This window comes from Anaerostipes amylophilus, from assembly GCF_025567365.1.
In the GTDB taxonomy this organism is placed as follows: Bacteria; Bacillota; Clostridia; order Lachnospirales; family Lachnospiraceae; genus Anaerostipes; species Anaerostipes amylophilus.
Window position 1 is genome coordinate 155393 of record NZ_JAOQJG010000005.1, and the last position, 26972, is coordinate 182364.

The window sequence follows — 26972 nt, forward strand, 5'->3', positions numbered from 1 at the left end:
ATACACTTTCATCGTACAGTATTCAACTTTCTTTGTCAATGGATTTATCTCATTTAACGCAGCCTTTTACTTAACATTTCAGCATTTAACGCATATAAAACCGCTGTCTCTTTCGTGATCTTTCCATCTCTGTATGCCTGCATTAATGACTGGTCCATAGACATCATTCCGCTCCCCGTTGATGAATAGATCAGGCCATCGATCTGATGAACCTTATTCTCACGGATCATATTGCGGATCGCAGGAGTTACTTCCATGATCTCAAATACAGGGATCAGTGTTCCATCAACACTTGGAATCAACTGCTGTGAAATAACTGCCTGCAGAACAGATGCAAGCTGAATCGTGATCTGTCTTTGCTGGTTTGGTGGAAATACATCAATGATACGTTCAATCGTATTTGCTGCTCCAATCGTATGAAGTGTTGAAAATACAAGATGTCCCGTCTCTGCTGCGGTCATAACAACCTGTATTGTTTCATAATCTCTCATCTCTCCAAGCAAGATCACATCCGGACTTTGTCTTAATGCTGCACGTAAAGATGTTACATAATTCACCGTATCCATATTCACTTCTCTCTGGCTTACGATACTTTTCTTATGCTGGTGCAGAAATTCCAGCGGATCCTCTAATGTAATGATATGATCTTCTTTCGTCTCATTGATCTCTTCCACCATACAGGCAAGTGTCGTTGACTTTCCACTTCCAGCCGACCCAGTTACAAGCACCAGTCCTTTATTTAATTCACTCAGCCTCATTACCTGATCAGGTATTCCAATTTCTTTTGAATCCGGAAGACGAAATGCAATCACACGGATCACAGCTGCGAGCGATCCTCTCTGCTTATAAGCACTCACACGAAATCTTGATAACCCTGGGATCGCAAAAGAAAAATCATCATCTCCTGTTTTCAGTAATTTATCAATATTGCGGTCAGCTGCCATTTTATAAATCTCACGGATCATTTCTTCCGTATCCTGTGGCATCATTCGTTCTTCATTGATCCGGTGCATTACTCCATTTGTTTTCATTGTAAGAGGTAATCCGGCAATAATAAATAGATCCGATGCCTCTTTCTCTGCCGCCAATGTTAAAAATTCTTCTATGTTCATTTTGTCCCCTTTGATCATTTTCTTTGAAATACTGGAAGTGAATCATCTTTCTTCCATGTACCAACTGCTTCGTTTTTAAAACATAATATCTCATAGCAATGGTTTCTTTGTTTTTCTGGATAACAGATTCTGATCTTTACATTAATCTGCTGTTTACTTGTAATACTCTTTTGAAACTGTATAGTATGTTTTGTTTTATCATACGTGATACCTTTTAAATCCACCAAACTTTTTGATATATTTTTCATGTAAGATTTTTTATTTTTTGTTTTATGATAATTCTTCCACAGTTTCTTATCAATATGGCTTAACGTGCAATTTACTTCATTCGATGCCTTGTAATAATTTGTTGTTCTCTCCAGATTTTTTTGACTTAATGTATAATCCCCATTTGCACTGGAAATCGTAAGTGTTGCAAACACTGATAAACTAACAATGGTTAAAACCAGAACAATGGAAGCTGCTCCTATTCCAAGAAACGGCATTCTATGATCTTTCATTACTTTTCCCTCCTGGCAAATGTTTTAAAAGTTCCAAATGATATATCTGCTTCTTTGCCTTGAATATCGTTATCTTCCCATTTCTGTCTAATCCTTGATCATCAAAGCTGATCGTCATTTTATATACTGCGTTTTTCTTTTGGGTCATCTTCCAGTCTTTATCAAAATATCCCTGATAAATCCCTTGATCTTCTTCAAGCTTTGGAAAATACTCTTGATAATGTTCTATATCTGTATACCCTGTTTCAAACAGTTCTGCTGCCTGCGTGACACAATTTTTTGTCTCCGTAAGTTCTTTTGCTTTTACACTGATGTTATGTGACTTTACAAATATCTGTAAAAGAACCACCCCGCAGATCGCAAAGAAAAACAAGACAAACATCAATTCCATCAAGATCAAATGGCTTCCATTTCTCTTTTGTCTCATAGTCCCTCCTTACTCTCTGCTCTGTCTGTATACACAAGTCCGGTACTGCTTTCCATCTTCTCCTGTGATCGTAATACCATACATCTGGTCTTCCTCTTTTATCTCAAATCCTTTTGCCGGCACGATCTGTTCTCCCTGCATTTTCTCTGTATGAAGCCCTTCCCGAACCATCAATTCTCTTAAAGCGCCATTCTCCTGATAAATGTATGTATAATATTTTCTTCCGGCTGCCACTTCTGTATGAATCAAAGCCGTCTTATTATGAAATGTTCCAATGGAAATACTGTTTTGTTCATCCCACTGTTTTATTTTTTCTGTGACATAAGAAATATCAATTCTCTTCTCATAGTTATCATTCATTGCCGATGCCGTATGGCTGTATACATTTGCACCCACCATGATCAATGTAAATGCACACACTGCAAACGTCGCAAATAAAAGAATGAGAAACATCTTATCTACCATATGTTTTTGTCTCTCCACCGATATCACCTCTCGTTCAATGCGATCACAGTTACCTGCGGCATTCTGTTTGATCCTGTGATCTCGTAGGAAACTATAAACTTGTCTTTATCATAACTGACTCCATAATGTTGTTCCAGATATGACAGGCTTTCTGGATAACGGCCTTCTACCGCATAGCATTGTACTGCACCTTTGAGAACGGCATTCTTTGTGCTTTCTTCCTGGCGTTTCTGAGTTTCACTAAAAATACGGTTGCTGCTTCCCCACAACACTGCTGCCATGATCAGACATATTACGATTGGAAGCAGAAAAGCAATCTTACTTTTTATTTTTGTTTGTTTTTGAAAACGATTTTTCAAGGCACGCCTCCCTTATCCAATCCCTGCCATGATTCCTGCTAATGGCAGCATCACAGACAGCAAAATAACTCCTACGATCACACATAAAATCCCAACCAATGTTGGTTCCAGAATGCCGATCATTTTCTGAATCTGATCCTGAAGCTCCTTCTGATACAGATCCGCAGACTGTTCCATCACCTCATCAGTTGCTCCAGTTTCATATCCGATCACCATTAGTCGTTCCTGCATTCCTCCAAAAATATGAGATTCCTTCAGTGCTTTTGGAAATGATTCTCCATTTTTCATGTCTTCTCTGCACACCGCGATCTGTTTTCTTAACAGTTCATAATCTACCAGTTTTTCTGCAAGTGTAAGACTTTCATCTATATCAAGCCCACTCTTTAAAGACATCGCCATTCCACTTGCAAATCTCGTTCTTGCCCGTTTCCAAGCTAGCTTTTTCATAAATCCGATCTTTGAAATTTTTTCAAATAATTTATTCCTGAATTTTTCTGAAAAAACTGCACTACACACGATCATTAATACGATCACTGCAATTACAGAAAGTATGATCGCTGATTGTCTCATCCAGTTTCCAATATTTAAAATATTACGTGCTACACCTGTCATTTCCTGGCCAAGCTGAAGATAAACCTGTTCAAACACTGGCATTACTTTAATAAATAATACAATAATGATCACAAGCATCATTCCAAGCATTGCAACAGGATATGTTACTGCGCTTTTTACTGCTTCAAATATTTCTTCTTCTCTCTGATAATAAGCTGCCAGTGCTTCCATCGTCTCATCAAGTCTTCCTGTCTGCTCTCCGATCTCTGTCATATGCAATGCATATTCCGGAAATACCCCTGACTTCTTCATTGCTGGATATAGCATCCCACACATCTCGATTTCTTCTCGTATCTCTTTTAAAATCTCTCTTCCATCCCCAGAGACATCTCCATCTTCCATGATATAAATTCCTTCCAGCGAAGATATTCCTGATTTCAAGATCAACGCCATCTGACTGCAAAACGTGATCAATTCTTCATTGTTAAGTTTCCTCTTCATATCTGTCCCTTCTTAATAACTATACTGGAGTGCATAATGATCTCCATCTCCAACATATTCTTTTACATCATCTTTGTTATCATTGTTCGCTGCCAGTGTCGGATCTATCAATTCCCAACTCTTTCCATTAAATTTGATAATATTATCTATCCAGCCTTTTTCATCAAGCCACGTACTGATCCAAGCATGATAGACACTGCCAGAATACCCAATCTCAAGCTTCGTCGGAATTCCCTGCGATCTGAGCATCGCTGTCATCAATGCCGCATAATCAAAACATATCCCTTTCTTTGTCTCCAATGTCTCATCCACCGATGGCAGATAACCTTTTTGCACATTCTTTGCTTTGTCATCATCATATTTTATATTCTTAACAACATAATGGTATATCGATTTAACAATGGAAAGAGCATCTTCCTTTCCTTTCGCAAGTTCTTTTGCTTTCTTCACCGCTTTTGTTTCACTTGTAAACTCTACATATTGATTTGGATATAAAAACGGCAGAAATCTGTTCTTTAATTTTACATCAAAACTATCCATCATCAAAGCACTATATTCATCTCCTTGAATATTCTCATATACAGCGATCTGATACGTTCCATTCCCACATGTCAGTGGAAAATAAACTGGTTGTTTTGTTTTATTTACAAAATATTTATATGTTTTATCTTTCTTTCCTGTAATCTCTATGCTGATCTTTCTGGCATTTCCACTATATCTGACCGCAACATATCCTTGTGAGACATTCGATATATCTACAACTGCCTCCCCATAATCCAACACTTCATCTCCTGGTGCTTTTGGAGTTAAGACTTCTGCTTTTCTTGTATTTGTCGTTTGCTGTTTGTTCTTTTTACAGCCATTTAGGGATAATATAAAAATCAGACATGTCAGAATCAGGAGTGATTTCTTGACATGCTTCATTTGAGGCTCCTTTGTTTTTGTTAGTCTTTTCAGTATAACAGATTTTGATTTGTGAAGGTAGTCTTTATGATTAATGTAGCAAAATAAGAGAAAAAGGGGACAGCTCCTAAAAACGTGGAGCTGCCACCCTTCTCTTATAAATCTTATGTTTATACATCAATCTCTATTATTTTACAGAAAGAATTTCCTTATTTGCCTGTCCTTCTACAGCTCCATAAGTAAATGTGATCTTACTTCCTTCTGACTTCTTGCTTAATGCTGTTTTGACATCGTCGTCATTTACAAGAAATGTTTCAAAATTACCATTGGATAATTCAATTTCTACAGAGTTTGTATCTGCAAATCCATTGTATGTTCCTGTTGCTGTCTTTGGTTTTGCCTGTTCGTCTTTCTTGGATGCTGTTGATACTTCTTCTGTTGAGGATTTTGTTGCCTCTGTTGCCGTTGATACTGGTGTCTCTTTCTCTGTTGTATCTTCTGTATTATTCTCTGTAGTTGGTTCTTCCGTTGTTGCTTCTTCTGTTGTCTCACTGCTTGCTTCCGGGCTGCTTGGACTCTTCTTTCCACAGGCTGCTAATGTAAATGCACTTAGTACAAATATTGTTGAAATTAATAAAAATCTTTTTCTCATAATCAATTTACTCCTTTCTGAGATATTTTCAGTATATCCTATTTAATCTTTGATAGCAAGTTACTATCATATTCCTCTTATTATCTTCATATCATTAGAGGTAGAACATGAAGGAGGATATATGTTGAACGAAAAATATCAAATGCTGCTCGATCAATATGATATTTCTGTTTCTTATACCAGGCGGGGACGGGGTTGTGTTTTATGTTTTGGCAAAGATGATGTTTATGCCCTTTCTCAGACTTCTCTGTCTGAAGAGCGGCTTTGTGCCGTAGCCAAATGGACAGATGCCATGCACGATCATCATTTTTATAAGACCGATCAATATCTTTTAAATAAAGATGGTTATTTTCTTACATTTGACCGGTATTATGAGACGTTTGTGCTAAGAAAGACCTTTTCAGGAACGGAATGTGATATTCATTCTTTGAATGATGTAAAAACTGCTGCTCAAAATCTTGCCAGCTTTCATAATCACTGTCTTGATATTTCATTTTCATCCGAAAATCTCCGAAAATATAATTCCATTTCCAAGCAGTATGAACAGAAATATTCAGAATTAAAAAGCATTGGCCAGTACATACGAAAACGAAAAAACAAAGGGATTTTTGAATATCTGTTTCTGGAGCAGACAAAAGAATTCTGGGTGCAGTTAGAAGATTCTATAAAAATTTTAAACAATACCATACCATCGAGATCTGGGTGGTGTCATGGAAATTACAGCCACCATAATATTATCCTGACATCTGATTTCCCTGCTACAATTCATTTTGAACGGTTTTATCATGGTTATCCGATTCTTGATGTCTATTATTTTCTGAAAAAAGCACTTGAGAAAAATAATTATAACTTTACGTTTTGTGAAACATTTCTTGTAAATTACGACCGTTTTCTTCCTCTTTCCAAAAATGACCTATTATGCCTTTATGGACTGTTCTTATTCCCTGAAAAGTTCTGGAAGATCTCAAATCAGTACATGGCACACAAAAAACATTGGATTTCTCCACGATATATCGAGAAATTAGAGGAATTTGTCCACAAAAAAGACCTCCGCTCGATTTTTCTCGAAAAATATCTACAAATTTATAATGTTTTTTAATGCGTTTTAAGGTATAATTAAACAAAAGGCATTTTTATAACTTAAAGGAGGAGTAATTTATGAACTACAAAGAAACTTATCAAGAATGGCTTTCCAATCCTTATTTTGATGAAGAGACAAAAAAGGAATTAAAAGCCATTGAGAATGACGAAAATGAAATTAAAGAACGTTTCTATGCTAATCTAGCATTTGGAACTGCCGGACTTAGAGGAATCATTGGTGCTGGTATCAACCGTATGAATATTTATGTTGTAAGAAAAGCAACACAGGGGTTAGCTGACTATATCTTAGAGCAGGGAACAGACAAGAAACGTGTTGCCATCGCATTTGACTCAAGACATATGTCTCCAGAGTTTGCAGATGAAGCTGCACGCTGCCTTGCCGCTAACGGAATTAAAGCATTCATCTTTGAATCTTTACGCCCAACACCAGAATTATCATTTGCAGTTAGACATTTAGACTGTATTGCAGGTATCAACGTAACTGCCAGCCATAACCCACCACAGTATAACGGATACAAAGTATACTGGGAAGATGGTGCACAGTTTACAGATCCTCATGCTTCAGGTGTTACAGCCAAAGTTAATGCGATCACTGACATTTCAACTTGCAAAACAATATCCAAAGAAGATGCCGTAACAGCAGGTTTATATGAAGTGATCGGAAAAGAAGTTGATGATGCTTACATCGCAGAAGTTGAAAAACAGGTCATCAATCATGATTCTATTGATGCGATGGCTTCAAAATTAAAGATCGTCTATACTCCTCTCCATGGAACAGGTAACCTTCCAGTGCGCCGTGTACTTGATGACCTTGGATTTAAGAATGTATATGTTGTTCCTGAACAGGAACTGCCAGATGGTGACTTTCCAACAGTCAGCTATCCAAACCCAGAAGCAAAAGAAGCATTTGCATTAGGTCTTGCTCTTGCCAAAGAAAAAGACGCTGACCTTGTTCTTGCAACTGACCCTGATGCTGACCGTTTAGGTGTATATGTAAAAGACGCGAAGAGTGGAGAATACATTCCATTAACAGGTAATATGTCTGGTTCTTTATTATGTGAATATGTATTAAGCCAGAAAAAAGAAAAGGCTGGATCTCTTCCTGCAGATGGTGCTGTTGTTAAATCTATCGTTACAACAAACCTCGTAGATGAGATTGCAAAAGCTTACAATGTAAAACTAATCGAAGTATTAACAGGATTCAAATGGATTGGTAAAGAAATCCTTGGATTTGAGCAGAGTGGTAAAGGAACATACCTGTTTGGATTAGAAGAAAGCTACGGATGCCTGATCGGTACATACGCAAGAGACAAAGATGCTGTTTCTGCAACTGTTGCTCTTTGTGAAGCCGCTGCTTACTATGCAACAAAAGGTAAAACATTATGGGATGTTATGATCGATATGTACGAGAAATACGGTTACTGCGTAGACAGCATCACCGCTATGGACTTCCCAGGATTAGAAGGTATGGATAAGATGAAAGCTATGCTTTCTAACCTTCGTGAGAACCCATTAAAAGATATCGCTGGATACAAAGTTGTTAAGATCCGTGATTACATCAATGATACAATCCTTGATGTTGAAAGTGGTAAAGTAGAACCTACAGGACTTCCTGCTTCTAATGTTCTTTACTATGAACTTGAAGGTGGAGCTTGGGTATGCGTTCGTCCATCAGGAACAGAACCTAAGATCAAATTCTACTATGGAGTAAAAGCTTCCAGCATGGATGAGGCACAGGCTGAAAGTGCTAAATTTGCTGAATGGGCGAAAGCTCAGGCTTAATTTTAATTTGTATATTGGCCAACTGTAGAATTCGAGTATATGATAAAAAATAAATAAGAAACCGAAAGCGATGCATTGGAATTTTGCCATATTTTGAACAAAATTCCAATGCATCGCTTATATTGATTCTTATCTTATTTTTATCACATATACGAAAGACTATCAAATCAAAACTTTAGCCGCATCTGATTCCACCTTACTCCTCCATGTTCGGACTCAGATATGCCTTCATTCTCAAATCCAAATTTGGCATAATAATGCACCAAATGATCCTTACAAGTGAGCACTAATCCTTTTCTTCCATGCTTTCTTGCATCTTCAATCGCGCATTTGAGCAACTCTCCTGCATATCCATGTTTTCTATAAGCAGGTATTGTATTTACACCAAAGATCATCTGCCATGCTCCATCTTCATTGTGTAAATCTGCCTTTGCATACATCTCATCTGTGAGATCTTCTTCATCTGTTACAAATCCATCTACAAATGCAATTAATTTGTCTCCATCAAACATTAGCCAAAAATGATCAGCATAATATGTTAAGCGTTCCTCTAATTCTTCTCTTGTTGCGGCTTCCGCTGGTGGGAAACATTCTGCTTCGACAGCTGTTACTGCATCCAAATCTTTGATCGTTGCTATTCTTATATTCATGATATCTCCAACATCTTTATTGATCAATATTCTTCTTTAATGTTGCGGATCACTGTCATTTCCTGATTAGTGATATGTTTCTTCATGATCTGACGTGCTTCTTCTTTCTTTCCAGATTCGATCGCATTCACAAGTTCTTTATGCTCATTTAATAATACGATATGGTAATCTGTATCTTTAACATATTCCAGACGATAACGATAAAACTGTTCTCTTAAATTGCTAATGATCTGAATCAGTCTTGGATTTCCTGTCGCATCAAAAATAATATCATGGAATTCCATATCGCTATCTGCGATGGCTGCATTATCTCCAGATTCGATAGCTACTTCAAATTCCTGTAATGCTTTGTCTAATTTCGCTTTACCTTCTTCATCCATTCGTTCTGCTGCCAGTTCTGCTGCCAGTTCTTCCAGAGAACAGCGTACTTCTAATACATCTCTTAAATCTTTTTCTGTGATCCTTGCAACTTCTGCACCTTTTCTTGGAATCATAACTACAAGTCCTTCGAGTTCCAGCTTACGGATTGCTTCTCGGACTGGTGTTCTGCTGACTCCTAATCTATTAGCAAGTGCGATCTCCATCAGACGCTCTCCCGGTGCAAATTCTCCTGTGATGATCGCCTGTCTTAGTGTATTAAATACCACATCTCTCAGTGGAAGATATTCATTCATATTTACCTTTAATTTATCGCTCATAGTTTCTTCTCCTCCTGCTTTTTCCAATGTATCTTCAATTTTATTCTGTTCTGTTTTCTTACCTTGAAAATACATTATCGTATCGGTCTTACTACGTAGGCCTGTTTTATGTCCTCAATACTTCGTAATGATTTCAATGCGTTATCTGCTGTTTTCTTATCCTGAAAAATTGCGAAGATTGTTGGTCCGCTTCCGCTCATTAATGCACCCATTGCTCCCTGATCCATCAGGTGTTTCTTTACTTCCTCAATGATTGGATATTCTTTGATTGTTACTGTTTCTAGAACATTCTCCAAACGATCACAAATTCCTTTTAAATCTTTGGTCCTCAGACATTCTAACATGCCATCGATATCCGGGTGTTTCGCCAATCCTGAAAGATTAAGATTCTGATATACAAATGCTGTCGATACGCTGATCCCCGGTTTTGCGATCAGTATATAACATTCTGGCATTGCATCAACTCTTGAGAGCTTCTCTCCGATTCCTTCGGAAAGGGCTGTTCCACCCCAGATACAATAAGGAACATCTGCTCCAAGTGTTACTCCTATCTCACATAACTCGTCGATTGACAGGCCCAGATCAAACAGCTGATTCATACCTTTTAATGCTGCAGCACAGTTAGAACTTCCGCCAGCCATACCAGCAGCTACCGGAATTCTCTTATTTAGATTGATCTCTACACCATCTTTAATATGATATTTATCCTTCATGAGTTTCACTGCCTTGTATACAAGATTTCTCTCATCTGTTGGAAGAAATGTCAGATTACAAGTCATCTGAATCTTGTCATCTTTGATCTTCTTCATCGTCAGCAAATCATAAAGTCCAACCGTCTGCATGATCATGCGCACCTCATGGTATCCATCTTCGCGCCTTCTTAAAACATCTAGACCAAGATTGATCTTCCCATATGATTTTAGAACAATACTATTATCCATATGCACTCCTTTATCCTATGTGAAATAGTTTCTATCTCACATCTTGTATACAGAATATTATAATATTGTTCTTAAAAAAATGCAATCCTTATTTACTGAAATATTCCTATTTCTTTTACGATTAAAAGTTTATCCCCAGGTTTTATCTCACTGACTTCTTCATTTTGTTCTCTGATACTTTCGACCGTTGTAAAATAAGTTTTTGCAATAGACCACAAAGTATCTCCCTCCTTTACAACATATCCTACAATTCCAGGGATTTTTCGTATCTTTTCGTAGTCTAGTGCTTCTTCTTTCATGTCCGTCATAATTCTTTGTCTCGTCTTGTGAAAAGATATAAAATCAAACAAAATGGCTGTTCTGATTTCTATTTCTCCACCTTCTGTTGGAACCGCACTCATCTGATCAACCCTGACATCCAGCTGATAATCTTCATTTCCACTAAGATATTTTGTCTCTACAAAAAATGTAAATGGCTCCATGTAGGAACTGTTCATAACAGGTGTTGCATCCTCCGTAGAAAGATATAAAACGTCCGCCATCCACACACCTTCTACTGACAACCCTTGTTCTGTAATTTCTACATCATCTACCGTTACACTGCCTTTTACAGATAGCACTTGCAGAAGCTTCCCTGGTTCCTGTTCCATCCGAAAACGTTTACCTGATTTCATCACCGCCTGATTTTTCCCGATCAGAGTCTCAAAATCAAACATATGATATTCTGGAATCAGTGTTTTCTCCATGCTGCATCCATCATCCACATAACTGATTTTGTGGTCTTCATAGATTTTGATATCACAATCGATCGTTACTTCCAGAGAAATGATCCGCTCCTCTCCGTCTTCATCTGGTCTTACCTCCAGCTGCTGCCCACCCAGTGACATTCCTATTTTACCGATCATTCCTGGCACACATTCATAGCATTCTAACTGTGTATCCACAGGGATTTCCCATCTGGCATACTGAACTGGCATTTGTGCATCTTCCCCAAGATACAATATAAATACCTGCATTGATCCTTGAATCTCAATCATATGCTCTGCAATTTTTGCCTGTAGATTCTCTATATCTACCTGTGTCCACAATACCTGATAAACATTGGCTTTATTTGCAGGGAGAATCAACTCTTCTTTTAATCTCGCCAAATCTTTTTTATTTACGATAAGATCCGTAACCTGAATATCTTTTTTCAAAACAGATACATTTTCATCATGAATCGCTGTAATTCCTTCTTCTTTTATTTCTTCTGTAATCTGAAATGAGAATGTTAACAGCACACGGATACTGATCTTTCTTGAATTGATCAATACCGTGTTGATATCATCGATCGTATATTGTACTTTGACATAATCTGAAGGAAGTACCCCATCAATATGTACATACTCTTCAAACGGCAGTGAATATTCTAAAGATTCTAAAAATGTTGCCGTATCATTTGTTCCATACAGGCCCTGGAATAAGAATTCACCTTTCATCCTGACACGATCGATCATCATTTCCGTTTCCTGTATCTTTACCATCCCTCTTGTCTGAATCATCTTTTCTATATCTGGTTTTGTATCTGCAACATTACAGTCCTGATCGATCGTGATCTGCATCTGTTTTTTCGCTTTCGCCACAATCCCATAAAATTCTTTTTTCTCAAAATCCATAAAAAAATTCCTCCCTGTCTGTATATACAAATATATTCAGACAAGAAGGATTCTATGCATCACCCGTTAGTTTTCTAAAAGCATCATGCGGACATCTCTTGTAATCACATCCTGATAACTAAAACTTACTGTTTTATTCTGGTCATTACCTTCCGTATTCTCTAGTTCTACCAAAAAGATATTCGGATATGTCTGTTTGATCACGCCCTCTGCTGTCACAAATTTATGTCGTCCTCTGTTTGCACTAATCTTGATTTTGCTGCCAATCTGATTCTTAATTGACTGCCGTACTCTGTTAAGATCTAATTGTGTCATAAATTCACCTCTTTTATATACAGAATATTCTGGAAATTCTGTATAATGATTTTACTATTATAACATTTTGCCCAGTTTTTGTCAAATTTATGCATACAATATACTTTGCGTTTGTTTTAAATTTAAACTAAAAATCGAGGAATTCCATCTTTGAATTCCCCGATTTTACTTGTCTTATTAACAATCAACGTCAAAACGATCAATCTCTAAGATTATTTGCTCTTAGTTGTTTTGCTTGAAGATGTTGCTGTTGTAGTTGACTCAGATGTTGCTGCTGTAGATGCTGTAGTAGCTTTATATTTAAATTTAACTTCTTTCCACAGATCCTGATCTACAGATTTTGTATCATCCCAGTCTTTGTCAGCTGATTTTGTCCACTTCTTGTAAATTTTCTCATATGCTGCCTGCTGTTTTTCCTGCAGTAATGTGGATTTATTTGTTGCAGCTGCTGTTTTGTCATTTGGATTTAACATCTTGATGATCACGTATGCATCGTCTAATTCTACAATTCCACTTACCTGATTCTTCTTGAGTTTAGATGCCGCTGTTTCGAATTTATCTCCTAATGCTGATTTCCCTTTTGTATAGGACTCTTCATTGTCAGAGTTTACGCTGAATTTCTTAGCTACAGAACTTACACTCTGGCCTTTCTTGATCATCTTTAATGCTGATTTTGCTTTCTTTAACTGATCTTTCTTCTCAGCCGCTGTCATATCTTTTTCTTTTCCTGTCTTGCTGTCTGTTGTCTTTGTTGTGAAAACAAGTTTGTAGACTTTGACAGTTTTAGCTTCATCATCAGATACTGTTACATTTGCTTTCTTGGTGATCGCCTGCATCACTTTACTTGCAATTGTGCTTTCTTCGTAAAGTTTCTGGATCGTATCTTTATCAGCTTCTGTCTTCTTCATGACTTTCTTACCTGTTTCGTCTTTTGCGAAGGCATTTACGCTTTCTTTGATCTGTTTCTTCTCAGCTTTTGTTAATTTGACATTATAGTCATCTGCATGTGCTACTAAAACTTTGATCTGTTTTAACTGACTGATAACGCTGTCTTTTACTGACTTCTGCATTGTGATCTTCTTACCTTTGCTGTCTGTTCCGACCTGCATAGACCACATGCTGTCTCCAAAGTATGCTCCGTACTGTGCTTCTGCCTGATACTGCATGATTCTTGCATATACATGAGCTTCCTGGAATGTTACTTTCTGTCCTGCATATTCAAATAATGTCTTCTCATTCTTACTCTTACATCCTGTAAATAAAGAAAGAGTTAACGCAAGAACTGCAGTTAAACATAGCAACTTCTTTGCTAATTTCTTCATTTCATTTTCTCCTTCACATTTGAATTATATTCAGTTTATATCTTGCGATATTATAGCATAAAACTATCGGATTATCAATGAATTGAGAGAGTTCACACAATGTTCAATCTTTTCCAACTGTTTTACTTTCTTTGTTTTTGAAAGATCTAATACAAATGTTGGATTCTTTCCTGCCTGAAAGGATAATTCGTGTTTGTACTCTTCTAATACTTCTGGTATTTTTTCTACATCTACTGCTGCATCTGGCTTCATTTCAAATGAGATTTTTTCTCCTTTTTGTTTCACATCTGTCATGTAGGCATGATGAGCTAATGCTTTTAAATATGCAACATATAAAAGATTATAGACTGCCTTTGGCATTTCCCCAAAACGATCGATCAACTCGTCTGTCATATCTTCCATCTCATCTTTTGATTCAATTGAAGAAATTCGTTTGTATAATTCCAGTTTCTGATATTCATTGTATACATAAGTTGCTGGTATAAATGCACTGATGTCAAGATCGAGGGTCGTATCAAATTCCTCCTCTTCATGAAGTTCTCCTTTTAATTTAAGGACTGCTTCATTTAACATTTTGCAATAAAGATCATATCCAACAGCTTCCATATGGCCAGACTGTGCCTGTCCGAGAAGATTTCCTGCCCCACGGATTTCAAGATCTCTCATTGCAATCTTGTATCCAGAACCCAAATCTGTAAATTCTCGAATTGCCTGAAGACGTTTTTCTGCTGTTTCTTTTAGCAATGTGTTCTTCTTATACATTAAAAATGCAAATGCATTTCGGTTAGATCTTCCGACACGTCCCCTTAACTGGTATAACTGAGATAATCCAAGCTGGTTTGCATCGTGAATGATCATTGTATTAACATTCGGAATATCAAGTCCTGTCTCGATGATCGTTGTAGAAACTAAAACATCGATCTCATGATTCATAAATCCCATCATGATCTCTTCAAGTTCCTTCTCCTTCATCTGTCCATGAGCAAATGCAACTTTAGCATCTGGCAGCAATTTCTGAAGTTCTGCGGTAACTTCTGCAATGTTATTAACACGATTATACACGTAATATACCTGTCCACCGCGAGTCATTTCGCGATAAACTGCTTCTTTCACCAGTTCTTCATTATATTCCATTACATAAGTCTGTATTGCTCTTCGATCATGTGGCGGTTCTTCTAATACACTCATATCACGGATTCCGATCAGACTCATATGCAGTGTTCTTGGAATCGGTGTTGCTGATAAGGAAAGAACATCGACATCTTTTTTCATTGTCTTGATCTTCTCTTTATGAGTAACTCCAAACCGCTGTTCTTCGTCAATAACGAGAAGCCCAAGATTCTTATACTGCATGTCTTTTGAAAGCAGGCGATGTGTTCCGATCACAACATCTATAGTCCCACTTTTCAAACCTTCGATCGTCTCTCTCTGTTCTTTTGGAGTACAAAATCTTGACATCATACGAACTGTGATCGGATAATTATGAAATCTCTGGGCAAATGTATTGTAATGCTGTTGCGCAAGAATGGTTGTCGGCACAAGGTAGGCCACTTGTTTTCCATTATCTACTGCTTTAAATGCTGCACGAATCGCTACTTCTGTCTTTCCATAACCAACATCTCCACAGATCAGACGGTCCATGATCTTTTTGCTTTCCATATCACGTTTCGTATCATCAATTGCATTTAACTGATCTTGTGTTTCATCGTATGGGAATAATTCTTCAAATTCTTTCTGCCATACAGAGTCCTTATCATAGACATATCCTTCTTTTGCCTGTCTTATAGCATATAGTTGTACAAGTTCTTCCGCAATATCTTTAACCTGTCCTTTAACACGGGTCTTTGTCTTCTTCCATTCATTACCGCCTAATTTATGAAGCTTTGGCTTTCTGGCATTCGCGCTTGCATATTTTGCAATCTGATCTAAGGCTGATGCAAGAATAAATAAATTATCTCCACCCTGATATTCAATACTGATATAATCTTTTTCAACCCCATCCGTTGTGATCTTTTCGATTCCACGATAAATACCGACTCCGTGTTTTTCATGAACAACATAATCCCCGATATTGATATCCGCAAAACTGTGAATTTTTTTTCCCAGCTTTTTCTTTTCTTTTTTTCTACGCTGTTTTTCTTTTCTTCCTTTAAAAATATCTCCTTCAGAAATCAACACCCATTTGACTGCTGGATACTCAATTCCTGTAAGAAGCTTTCCTGCTGTCACAACAATCTGTCCTGCTTCTACTTCATGTGTCAGTTCTTTATCATAGGTAACAACCAATCCATTTTCTCTCAGATCATCACTTAAACGTTTGGCTCTTGTAACAGATGGAGATGCAACAACAATCTTATAACCTTTTTCCTGATATTTTGTAAGATCTTTGACCAGTTCTTCAAAACTATTGTTGTAGGACTGTATCGATTTTGTCTCCATAAATAAAGTTTTTGATACAACAAAATCATTGATCTCTGTGGAAATAACAGAGTAACTGATGATCGGATGTTTCTCAATCTGATATAAAATACTTTCATAATCTGTCACGGTATGTGCCTGTTTTGGAAGCAGATATCCACCTTCCAGTCGACTTTTCATACTTTCTGAATATTCAAGATAAAATGCATCTGCTCTTTCTCTGATATGTTTTGGTTCATCAAAATAGATCAGACTTTCTTTTGGAAAATAATCCAAGATACATTCTGTATTGTCATAAAAATAAGGAAGATATCCTTCGACTCCAATCAGCATATGAAGTTCTCTTAACTCCTCGCGGACACGATTCATTTCTTTTTTTAAACGTAACTGCTGATCTGTCTTTTTCTCTTTCTTGAATTTCTGAATTAATTTTTCGTAATCTTCTTCCATCTGGCGAAGACCATGATCGATTCTTGGCTGATTCAAAATGATCTCGGATGCCGGATAGATCGTAAGCGTCTCTACTTCTTCGATCGATCTCTGACTTTCTTTATCAAAGCTACGGATAGAATCAATTTCATCTCCCCAAAGTTCAATTCGATATGGACTTTCCTGAGTATAAGGAAAAATATCGATAATACCTCCACGAACCGCAAACTCTCCAGGCGCCTCAACAAATGGTGCTTTTTCATAGCCTCTAGCAACAAATTCTTCAGCAATTGCTGCTTCTTCTAATGTTTCTCCTGTTTTGAAAGTCATTTTGTGATTCTTGATATCGCTTAATGGAACAACCTGATCCATCACCGCATCAATCGTCATAACAAATATTCCACATTTATCATCAAGGATCTTTTTGATCGCCAGCATACGATCTCTTGCAATCGCATTTCCATGAACGTCTGCTGTATAAAATAATGGATCTTTTGCTGGAATATACTGTGCTTTTTCTCCAAAGAAATGACTTGCTTCCACCCACTGTCTTGCCTTATTTTCATCTGGCACAATAATGATCTTAAATTGTTTTTTCTTTTTATTTCCGATCAGACTTGTAAGATGCCATTTAGCCGTATCCGTACATCCTGACACCAGAATAGGACCTCTGTAGTCTTCAATTCCATCTTTTAGCTGTCTATATACCGGATCATCTTTTAATATATGTTTTAACACTTTTTATCCCTGCTTTTTCTTATTGTGGCGATTCATCGCTTCTGTGATGTCGCCCATAACGATCAGCTGTACGGCATCGTACACTTCATCAAAACGTTCCGCAAAAATTGCCTGTTCCTGTTTTGTAAAATGTCCTAACACATAATCTGCCAGATCGTATCCTTTTGGTTTCTCTCCGACACCAATCTTCACTCTTGGAAAATCCATGCTTCCTAAATGATTGATAATACTTTTTAATCCATTATGGCCACCGGCACTTCCTTTTCTTCGGATGCGTAATCTGCCGACATCAAGATCTATATCGTCATGAATGATAATAAAATCTTCTGGTTCTAATTTATAAAAATCCATGATCGGACGTAGACTTTCCCCGCTTAAGTTCATAAATGTCTGTGGTTTTACAAGAAGAACTTTCTCTCCTCCCATATAACCTGTTCCAATCAATGCCTTATATTTCCCTGTATTTATATTTATGCCTTCTTTGTCTGCAATATAATCAAGGGCTTCAAATCCAATATTGTGTCTTGTATTATCATATTTCTTTCCTGGATTTCCCAGTCCAACGATTACTTTCATAAAATGCTTCTCCTTTTCTTAAATCAAAGTCATTTTGTCACACTGACAAACACCCGGAAATCCTTAGATTCCCGGGTTATCTTTTTCTTTATTTAGCTATAGTATATCCCAATTTGCTGTTGTCAGCAAGATATTTATAATGTTTCAAAAAACTGTCTTGTTTTATTTACTTTATTCATTAAACTGTCAAACTGCTCTGGTGTCAATGACTGTGGTCCGTCACATAGTGCTTTTGCTGGATTATTATGAACTTCTACCATAAGTCCGTCTGCTCCTGCTGCGATCGCTGCTAATGACAGTGGTTCTACCATCTCTCGGATTCCTGTTGCGTGAGATGGGTCAACCATTACTGGAAGATGTGATTTCTTCTTGATAACAGGAATGGCAGACAGATCTAAAGTATTTCTTGTTGCTGTCTCATATGTTCTGATTCCTCTTTCACAAAGGATTACATTTTCATTTCCTCCTGCCATAATATATTCTGCACTCATAAGCCACTCTTCAATTGTTGCTGCAAGTCCGCGTTTCAAAAGGATTGGTTTGTCAATCTTTCCTAATTCTTTTAATAATTCAAAGTTCTGCATATTTCTTGCCCCAACCTGAATCAGGTCAACATCCTCGAATAATGGAAGGTGACTCGCATCCATGATTTCTGTGACAACTGGAAGTCCTGTTGCTTTCTTTGCTTCTAATAATAATTTTAATCCGTCACCATGGAGTCCCTGGAAAGAGTATGGAGAAGTTCTTGGTTTGAAAGCTCCTCCTCTTAAAAGCCCTGCACCGGAATTTTTCACATCATTTGCTACTTCTGTGATCTGTTCTTTTGTCTCTATGGAACATGGACCTGCGATTACCTGAAAATTTCCTCCTCCGACTTTTACTCCACTTACATCGACAATTGTATCATTTGGATGGAATTTTCTGTTGGCTTTCTTGTATGGTTCCTGAATACGCTGTACATTTTCAACAATGCTGTTTGCCATAATGTGACGCATATCTACAATAGAAGTATCTCCTACTAATCCCAGGATTCTTGTATTCACACCTTCAGATTCATGAATTCCTAATCCCTGGTCTGTCATCTCTTTCTTTAATGCATTGATCTGTGCCTCTTCCGCCTGTTTCTTTAAAATAATAATCATGTTCTTTGTCCTTTCCCGGCTATGCAATATGTGTGTTCCATACAAAGTGTGCAGCTTTTTTCTACGGTACCTTTAGAAAAAGAAAAGGCATGCACTCTGTTGCAAGAATGCATGCCTTAAATATTTTACTTTGTCTGTTTAAAGTGACATAAGCTTTGGCGATGATTCATTGCAACAAAAATAGTCAGGATAAAAATAATAACCCTGAAAGCTAAAGTAATAGAATGTGCAATTGTTCATCTTACTTGTTGTCATCTTTGTTCTCCTTATTTTGATGTTTTTACGATACATTAATTTTGATATTGTGTCAATAGATTTATAGATGTTTTTTATAAAATTCATAAATTATTTTTATTATTCGGTCTTGCATGAATTCCTACTGAAGTCTGTACTACAAAATCAAATTGCTTCATGACTTCCTTACAGTAGGACGGCTTACTTTATAGCTCTCACAATATTTTGTTTATAACTATTTATAAATTCTTTAGAATTGTTCATACTTTATATATTGAATGCCTCACAGATTTTGCTATACTTAAAACATAGTTTTTCATATATATTTTTTAATCCTCTCTTTTCAGAAAAGCAACCGCTCATTTTATTGAGCGGTCTTTTTATTTTTCAGAAATTAGTGTATGATAGGCTTTGGTTGTTTGTATACAATCAAATTTTTAAAGAAGGAGTCACTATTTTATTATGAATACTTTTCAAAAATTCATCCAATACTATAAACCTTACAAAAAAGTCTTCATTTTTGATCTGATCTGTGCAGCATTTATCAGCCTTGTTGATCTTGCTTATCCACAGATCCTTCGTTCACTTACAAAAACTTTATTTCTTAAAGATGCTTCTACGATCCTTAAAACACTTCCTGTGATTGGCGGTATCTTATTTATCTGCTATGTTTTTCAGGCTTTTTGTAAATATTATGTCAGCTGTCAAGGACATATCATGGGTGCCCAGATGGAACGTGATATGCGTCGTAAACTTTTTGATCATTATGAAAATCTTTCTTTTTCTTATTATGATCAGCATAACACTGGACAGATGATGAGCCGTCTTGTCTCTGATCTATTTGATATTTCTGAGGCAGCCCACCATGGACCAGAGAACTTGTTTATCTCTCTTGTAAAGATTGTTGGATCTTTTATTTTCCTGTTTATCATTCAGTGGAAATTAGCCATCATTCTTCTTGTGATCGTTTTGCTTATGATCTTCTTTAGTGCAAAACAAAACCGTAGAATGCAAGCGACTTTCCTCGATAACCGTAGAAAGATCGGTGATATCAATGCATCCCTTCAAGATTCTCTCGCTGGAATCCGTATTGTACAGTCTTTTGCAAACGAAGATATTGAAGGCGAGAAATTTCGCCTCGGAAATGAAGCTTTCTTAGATTCCAAACGTGATAATTATCATGCCATGGGAAGCTTCCAAAGTGGAAATACATTTTTTCAAGGAATGATGTATCTTGTAACATTACTTGCTGGAGGTTATTTTATTGCTCTGGGACAAATGAGTGCCGCTGACCTTGCGATGTATGCGTTATATATTGGAATCTTTATCAGTCCAATTCAGATTCTTGTAGAGTTAACTGAAATGATCCAGAAAGGTATGTCTGGTTTTATCCGCTATCAGGCAATCATTGATATTGAACCTGAGATCACAGATTGTGTTGATGCTGTTGATATGAAACATCCTGATGGAGATATCTGTTATCATGATGTTTCATTTAGTTATGAAGACAATGAAATTGTATTAAATCATATTGATTTCACAATTAAATCTGGAAAATCCGTTGCTCTTGTCGGACCTTCTGGTGGTGGAAAAACAACTATCTGTTCTTTGCTTCCTAGATTTTATGATATCACAGACGGCTCCATTACCATCGGTGGTCAGAATATTAAAAATATCAAATTAGAAAGTCTTAGAAATTCCATCGGTATCGTCCAACAGGATGTTTACCTCTTCGGTGCCAGTGTGAAAGAAAATATTGCTTACGGAAAACCAGATGCAACATTTGATGAAATTGTCGAAGCTGCTAAAAAAGCAAATATCCACGACTTTATCATGACATTACCAGATGGCTATGATACATTCGTCGGAGAACGAGGCACAAGATTATCTGGCGGCCAGAAACAAAGAATCTCCATTGCGAGAGTCTTCCTAAAGAATCCACCAATTTTAATATTAGACGAAGCCACCAGTGCATTAGATAACGAAAGTGAACAACATATCCAGAAAAGTCTGGACGCACTTTCCAAAAATCGTACAACCATCACAATTGCACACCGTTTATCAACCATTCAGAACGCAGATGAAATTCTTGTTATCGACGGACAAACAATCAAAGAACGCGGAACACATGAAGAATTGATCACCTTTGGTGGACTTTATGCAAAATATTATTATATGAACAAATAATGCATTTTTATCATCTGTTAACATAATTAGTTTAGAAGTGTTTATAAATTCTTTAGAATTGTTCATACTTTATATATTGAATGAGTTGAGGATTTTGATATACTTAAGACATAGTTTTTCATATATATTTTTAATCCTCTCTTTTCAGAAAAGTAGCCGCTCGTTATGAGCGGTCTTTTTTTGTAGAAATTGAATAATTTTAATTTATAGTTGGCCAACTGTATATTTCGAGTATATGATAAAAAATAAATAAGCAACTGAACACGATGCGGTGGAATTTTAAGGGGATGTGTGTGGAGAATGGTATTGGATATGAATTAAGGTTTTCTCAGACAGATGATATGAAGTTTGAATGTAGCTCAAACATCTCATTAAATCGGTATTCATAAGTCTCTTGAATCTTCTGTTAACGAATACAAAACTTATCAGCCAATACCCTATAACATACACTCTGTATAGTGGTTTCGATAGACTTCAGTTTTATGTGACGGAAATCAGAATTTATATCCTGTCTCCATATCCACCACATTCATCAGTCCATCTCCCGCCATATATCTCTGCAGATTTCCCGCAGCAATATCCACAATTCGATATAATGTTGCCGGATGATGAAAATCTCCTGAAATATGTGGTGTGATGATCACATTTTCGATATTCCATAATTTATGCTGTGTCTGAAGCGGTTCTGGATCTGTTACATCTAAACCTGCCCCGTAGATTTCTCCCTGAATCAGTGCTTCACATAGATCTTCTGTATTGACAGCGCTTCCTCTTCCTGCATTTAAGAGAATTGCTGTATTTTTCATTTCTTTGAATCGCTGTTTATTGTAAATGTTTCTTGTAGCTTTTGAATCTGGTAATACGGAAAATACTACATCTGCTTCTGGCAATAATTTATCTAGATCATCCATTGTATGAAGTTCATCAACATCCTGTGGTACCTGTCCAAGTCTTCTTTTGATTCCGATAATGTGATAACCAAAATTTTTCATCAATCTTGCAAAGTATAATCCAATATCCCCAAGTCCAACGATCAGTAATGTACCACCTCGTAATGACATAACAGCCCCTTCATCATGCCATTGGCATTGGTTCTGATTATCTCTATACAGATGTAACTTCTTCTGAAGTGAAAACAGCACTGCTAACATGTGTTCTGCAACACCAGGGCCATAAGCTCCTGTTGCATTTGTTAAGATTACATTCTCCGGTAATACACCCTTTTTTACATATGGGTCTGCTCCTGCTGAATTTAACTGCAACCATTCTAGATTTTTGGCTTCCTTTAAATAAAATGGAGCTACATTTCCGATGATAATGTTGGCTTCTTTTATCATCTCTGGTGTTACCTTGTCGTAGGAACTATATACAAAATGACTTCCTTTGGCATGTTTCTCTAATGTTTTTTTATGTTCATCTTCTACTGGCATAACAACCAAAATGTTTTTATTTGTTTTCATTGTTTTAACGCTCTCCTTATTTGATTTTAGATATTGTTTCTATTGTAACTCGTTAATTAACAAAAGAAAACCCCCGGAGTTTTTCTCTTTTATAAATTGACATTTATAATTATTTTTTGTTAATATATTCCATGTAAATATTTTACAATATATTTGAGTCTCTTCTTTCATCTGTTATCAGCATCAAATATTTCAGTCAAACGCCGGCCACAATCTGAGCATGAGAGCAGAACCTCTCCCTTGAAAAGACAAGTACGGCTTGATGTTTGGGCAGAAGACGAAATGGATACTGTTTATAATATTGAAGCTTTATATAACTGTATAAAAGAGCATCTCCAACAAAGCACTGAAGAAATTAAATATACTCTTCATCCCAGACCTGCTGGATATGGATCATTTTCTAAAACCATGATCATCTGTTTGCTCTGCCCACTTTTATGTGGGCTATTTTTCTTTTGGGAAGGAGCCAAAGGCGAACTTTCCTATAAATTAAAAAAAGAAAAGAAACATCTCCATAACCACATGAAGATGCCTCTTTTATTTTATTTCCTAAATATTAAATTTATCAATCTGAAATCTGTGCATGTAACCCCTGCAGTGAATTTACTTCTTCATTCTGATCTGCATGTGCTTTTACATAAGCAATTCCTTCTGCTGCCGCTTTCGCTGCTGCAATTGTTGTATAATATGGAATCTTTGCTTTGATCGCACCTTTTCTTAAGTAGCTATCATCATGAATACTGTCTTTTCCAACTGGAGAGTTTACAACAATATCAATATCACCATTTGTGATAAGATCAAGGATATTTGGTCTTCCTTCACTTAATTTATTGACTTTCTCTGCTTTGATTCCTGCTTCATTTAACAGCTTACATGTATTGTTTGTTGCAAGAATCTTGAATCCATCTTGATCAAATGCTTTCGCTACTTCTACGACTTCTTCTTTATCCTTGCGGTTTACAGAGATCAATACAGTTCCTTCTAAAGGAAGTTTCGCTCCAACACCTTCCTGTGCTTTATAGAAAGCTTCCCCATAAGATTTGGATAATCCAAGAACCTCACCTGTAGAACGCATTTCTGGTCCTAGAACTGGGTCTACTTCCTGGAACATATTGAATGGGAAGGCTGCTTCTTTGACTCCATAGTATGGAATTTTTTGTTCTTTTAATTCTGGTACTGGTGATGGTTTTCCTGTTAATTCAGATGTGATGATCTGTGTTGCAAGTGGTACCATTCTCACGTTACATACTTTAGATACCAGAGGTACTGTACGGGATGCACGTGGATTTGCTTCTAATACATAGACTTTTCCACCTTCGATCGCATACTGCATGTTCATCAATCCTTTGACATGCATTTCTTCTGCGATCTTTCTTGTATATTCTTTGATTGTTGCTAAATTTTCTTCTGAAATATGAACGGATGGAAGGATACAAGCGGAATCTCCTGAATGAACTCCTGCAAGTTCGATATGTTCCATTACCGCTGGTACAAATGCGTGCGTTCCGTCACTGATCGCATCTGCTTCGCATTCCATTGCATGATTTAAGAAACGGTCGATCAAAATTGGGCGGTCTGGTGTTACACCAACAGCTGCTTTCATATATCCTGTCATGCTTTCGTCATCATAGACAACTTCCATTCCACGTCCACCAAGAACGTAAGAAGGTCTTACCATCACTGGATATCCGATCTTTCCTGCAATCTCTAATGCTTCTTCTACCGTTGTTGCCATTCCTGATTCTGGCATTGGAATCTCTAATTTATCCATCATTTCACGGAACAGATCGCGGTCTTCTGCAAGATCAATGACAGATGGAGATGTTCCAAGAATCTTCACACCATTTTTCTCAAGTTCTGCAGCGATATTCAGTGGTGTCTGCCCACCAAACTGTGCGATCACTCCTAATGGTTTTTCTTTGTTGTAAATGCTTAATACATCTTCGACTGTTAATGGCTCGAAATATAATTTATCAGATGTATCGTAGTCTGTAGATACTGTTTCTGGGTTACAGTTTACGATAATTGTCTCAAATCCCATTTTCTTTAATGCCTGAGATGCATGTACACAGCAGTAGTCAAATTCGATACCCTGTCCGATACGGTTTGGTCCACCGCCTAAGATCATGATCTTTGGCTTGTCTGTAGAAACTGGATTCTTATCTTCTGCGTTATATGTTGAGTAATAGTAAGCACTGTCTGGTGTTCCACTGACATGCACACCTTCCCATGCTTCTTCCACACCGATGGAGATACGTTTATTTCTGATATCTTCTTCTGGGATTTCTAATAACTGACTTAAATATTTGTCAGAGAATCCATCTTTCTTTGCTGCTGTTAACATTTCATCAGATGGCATGTTTCCTTTGCATGCAAGAAGGGCTTCTTCTTCCTCAACTAATTCTTTCATCTGCTCAATAAAGTATGTTTTTACTTTTGTCAGTTCAAAGATTTCATCAACAGTAGCACCTTTTCTTAATGCTTCGTACATGATGAAATGACGTTCGCTTGATGGTGTTACTAATTTCTTTAATAATTCTTCTTTTGTTAAAGTATCGAAATCTTTAGCGTGTCCAAGCCCGTAGCGTCCTGTCTCTAAGCTTCGGATTGCTTTCTGGAATGCTTCTTTGTATGTCTTACCGATACTCATAACTTCACCAACGGCACGCATCTGTGTTCCAAGTTTGTCTTCAACACCTTTGAATTTCTCAAATGCCCAGCGTGCAAACTTGATAACGACATAATCACCGTCTGGTACATATTTATCTAATGTTCCATATTTTCCACATGGAATATCTTTTAATGTAAGTCCTGCAGCAAGCATTGCGGAAACTAAAGCGATTGGGAATCCTGTTGCTTTGGATGCTAATGCTGAAGATCTTGACGTTCTTGGATTGATCTCGATCACGATGATACGATCTGTCACTGGATCATGTGCAAACTGAACGTTTGTTCCACCGATAACCTGTACAGAATCTACGATCTTGTATGCCTGTTCCTGTAATCTCTGCTGGCATTCTTCGGAGATTGTAAGCATTGGTGCAGAACAGAAAGAGTCTCCTGTATGAACACCTAATGGGTCGATATTCTCGATGAAACAGACTGTAATCATATTTCCTTCTGCATCACGAACTACTTCTAACTCTAATTCTTCCCATCCAAGAATAGATTCTTCAACAAGTACCTGCCCAACTAAACTTGCCTGAAGTCCTCTTGCCATAACGGTCTTTAATTCTTCTTTGTTGTACACCAGTCCTCCACCGGCTCCACCCATTGTGTAAGCTGGACGAAGTACCACTGGATAACCAAGCTCATCAGCGATCTTTAGCCCATCTTCCACGCTGTAAGCAACTTCGCTTCGTGCCATCTCGATTCCAAGTTCATCCATTGTCTTCTTGAACTCGATACGGTCTTCTCCACGTTCAATACTATCTACCTGTACACCAATTACTTTGACATTATACTTATCTAAAATACCCTTTTTATATAACTCTTCACATAAATTTAATCCGGACTGCCCACCTAAGTTTGGAAGTAAGGCATCTGGACGTTCCTTCGCAATGATCTCCTCTAAACGTTCTGCGTTCAGTGGCTCAATGTAAGTTACGTCAGCTGTTTCCGGATCTGTCATGATCGTTGCTGGATTGGAGTTAACCAATACGATCTCGTATCCAAGTTTACGAAGCGCTTTACACGCCTGTGTCCCCGAATAGTCAAATTCGCATGCCTGGCCGATGATGATCGGTCCAGATCCAATGATCAACACTTTGTTAATATCTGTTCTCTTTGGCATAAAAATAATTCCTCCTTTAGACTTTGTTATTATTATATAAGAAAATCATCAAAATCGGAA

General features: G+C 37.1%; 22 protein-coding genes. 3 read left to right on the forward strand and 19 right to left on the reverse strand.

Annotation, left to right across the window (positions count from 1 at the left end; all coding sequences use genetic code 11):
• Positions 1-53: 53 nt before the first annotated feature.
• The 8 genes from OCV53_RS08665 to OCV53_RS08700 form a co-directional block, all read right to left on the reverse strand.
• A complete protein-coding gene (locus tag OCV53_RS08665; protein WP_055197809.1) occupies positions 54-1112 on the reverse strand; it encodes a type IV pilus twitching motility protein PilT in 1059 nt (352 codons plus the stop codon).
• Between the two features lie 14 nt (positions 1113-1126).
• Positions 1127-1612, reverse strand: a complete 486-nt coding sequence (locus OCV53_RS08670; RefSeq protein WP_055197739.1) for a hypothetical protein — start codon at positions 1610-1612, stop codon at positions 1127-1129.
• A complete protein-coding gene (locus OCV53_RS08675) occupies positions 1599-2039 on the reverse strand; it encodes a hypothetical protein (RefSeq protein WP_055197740.1) in 441 nt (146 codons plus the stop codon). The genes OCV53_RS08670 and OCV53_RS08675 overlap by 14 nt, the downstream gene beginning before the upstream one ends.
• A 9-nt stretch (positions 2040-2048) precedes the next feature.
• Positions 2049-2504: a DUF4860 domain-containing protein gene (locus OCV53_RS08680; RefSeq protein ID WP_022374674.1), complete on the reverse strand. Its 456-nt coding sequence runs from the start codon at positions 2502-2504 to the stop codon at positions 2049-2051.
• 23 nt (positions 2505-2527) lie between these two features.
• Positions 2528-2863 carry a hypothetical protein gene (locus OCV53_RS08685; protein ID WP_055197741.1) on the reverse strand — a complete coding sequence of 112 codons (336 nt, stop codon included), beginning with the start codon at positions 2861-2863 and terminating at the stop codon, positions 2528-2530.
• A 12-nt stretch (positions 2864-2875) separates the two neighbouring features.
• Positions 2876-3916 (reverse strand): type II secretion system F family protein, encoded by a 1041-nt coding sequence (locus tag OCV53_RS08690; protein ID WP_055197742.1) that lies wholly within the window; start codon positions 3914-3916, stop codon positions 2876-2878.
• A gap of 12 nt (positions 3917-3928) precedes the next feature.
• Positions 3929-4840 (reverse strand): transglutaminase-like domain-containing protein, encoded by a 912-nt coding sequence (locus tag OCV53_RS08695; protein WP_022374671.1) that lies wholly within the window; start codon positions 4838-4840, stop codon positions 3929-3931.
• A 166-nt stretch (positions 4841-5006) separates the two neighbouring features.
• The gene (locus OCV53_RS08700) at positions 5007-5471 is read right to left on the reverse strand and encodes a hypothetical protein (RefSeq protein ID WP_022374670.1); all 465 of its coding nucleotides are present in this window, start codon (positions 5469-5471) and stop codon (positions 5007-5009) included.
• Positions 5472-5592: 121 nt separating this feature from the next.
• Between OCV53_RS08700 and OCV53_RS08705 the strand changes: the two genes are divergently transcribed.
• Positions 5593-6570, forward strand: a complete 978-nt coding sequence (locus OCV53_RS08705) for a protein kinase family protein (RefSeq protein ID WP_055197743.1) — start codon at positions 5593-5595, stop codon at positions 6568-6570.
• Between the two features lie 59 nt (positions 6571-6629).
• Positions 6630-8354, forward strand: coding sequence for a phospho-sugar mutase (locus OCV53_RS08710; RefSeq protein ID WP_055197744.1), 1725 nt, complete (start codon positions 6630-6632; stop codon positions 8352-8354).
• Between the two features lie 167 nt (positions 8355-8521).
• On the opposite strand, the gene OCV53_RS08715 is transcribed toward OCV53_RS08710, so the two are convergent.
• From OCV53_RS08715 to aroF, 9 genes are all read right to left on the reverse strand, one after another.
• Positions 8522-9004 carry a GNAT family N-acetyltransferase gene (locus tag OCV53_RS08715; RefSeq protein ID WP_022374667.1) on the reverse strand — a complete coding sequence of 161 codons (483 nt, stop codon included), beginning with the start codon at positions 9002-9004 and terminating at the stop codon, positions 8522-8524.
• Positions 9005-9027: 23 nt separating this feature from the next.
• Positions 9028-9702, reverse strand: coding sequence for a GntR family transcriptional regulator (locus OCV53_RS08720; protein ID WP_055197811.1), 675 nt, complete (start codon positions 9700-9702; stop codon positions 9028-9030).
• 74 nt (positions 9703-9776) lie between these two features.
• A complete protein-coding gene (gene ispE, locus OCV53_RS08725; RefSeq protein WP_022374665.1) occupies positions 9777-10643 on the reverse strand; it encodes a 4-(cytidine 5'-diphospho)-2-C-methyl-D-erythritol kinase in 867 nt (288 codons plus the stop codon).
• A 92-nt stretch (positions 10644-10735) separates the two neighbouring features.
• The gene (locus tag OCV53_RS08730; protein ID WP_022374664.1) at positions 10736-12298 is read right to left on the reverse strand and encodes a DUF3794 and LysM peptidoglycan-binding domain-containing protein; all 1563 of its coding nucleotides are present in this window, start codon (positions 12296-12298) and stop codon (positions 10736-10738) included.
• Between the two features lie 66 nt (positions 12299-12364).
• A complete protein-coding gene (locus tag OCV53_RS08735) occupies positions 12365-12613 on the reverse strand; it encodes a Veg family protein (protein ID WP_022374663.1) in 249 nt (82 codons plus the stop codon).
• Between the two features lie 212 nt (positions 12614-12825).
• Positions 12826-13935 carry a peptidylprolyl isomerase gene (locus tag OCV53_RS08740; RefSeq protein WP_022374662.1) on the reverse strand — a complete coding sequence of 370 codons (1110 nt, stop codon included), beginning with the start codon at positions 13933-13935 and terminating at the stop codon, positions 12826-12828.
• A 63-nt stretch (positions 13936-13998) separates the two neighbouring features.
• On the reverse strand, positions 13999-17520 hold the full coding sequence (gene mfd, locus OCV53_RS08745; RefSeq protein ID WP_022374661.1) for a transcription-repair coupling factor: 3522 nt from the start codon (positions 17518-17520) through the stop codon (positions 13999-14001).
• A 3-nt stretch (positions 17521-17523) separates the two neighbouring features.
• Positions 17524-18096, reverse strand: coding sequence for an aminoacyl-tRNA hydrolase (gene pth, locus OCV53_RS08750; RefSeq protein ID WP_022374660.1), 573 nt, complete (start codon positions 18094-18096; stop codon positions 17524-17526).
• A 134-nt stretch (positions 18097-18230) separates the two neighbouring features.
• Positions 18231-19238: a 3-deoxy-7-phosphoheptulonate synthase gene (aroF, locus tag OCV53_RS08755; protein ID WP_022374659.1), complete on the reverse strand. Its 1008-nt coding sequence runs from the start codon at positions 19236-19238 to the stop codon at positions 18231-18233.
• A 696-nt stretch (positions 19239-19934) separates the two neighbouring features.
• Here aroF and OCV53_RS08760 point away from each other — a divergent pair.
• On the forward strand, positions 19935-21659 hold the full coding sequence (locus OCV53_RS08760; RefSeq protein ID WP_022374576.1) for an ABC transporter ATP-binding protein: 1725 nt from the start codon (positions 19935-19937) through the stop codon (positions 21657-21659).
• Positions 21660-22153: 494 nt separating this feature from the next.
• Here the strand turns inward: OCV53_RS08760 and OCV53_RS08765 are convergent, their stop codons facing one another.
• Both OCV53_RS08765 and carB read right to left on the reverse strand, forming a co-directional pair.
• Positions 22154-23119 (reverse strand): D-2-hydroxyacid dehydrogenase, encoded by a 966-nt coding sequence (locus tag OCV53_RS08765; RefSeq protein WP_055197745.1) that lies wholly within the window; start codon positions 23117-23119, stop codon positions 22154-22156.
• A 565-nt stretch (positions 23120-23684) separates the two neighbouring features.
• Positions 23685-26912 (reverse strand): carbamoyl-phosphate synthase large subunit, encoded by a 3228-nt coding sequence (gene carB / locus OCV53_RS08770; protein ID WP_022374574.1) that lies wholly within the window; start codon positions 26910-26912, stop codon positions 23685-23687.
• Positions 26913-26972: the final 60 nt, after the last annotated feature.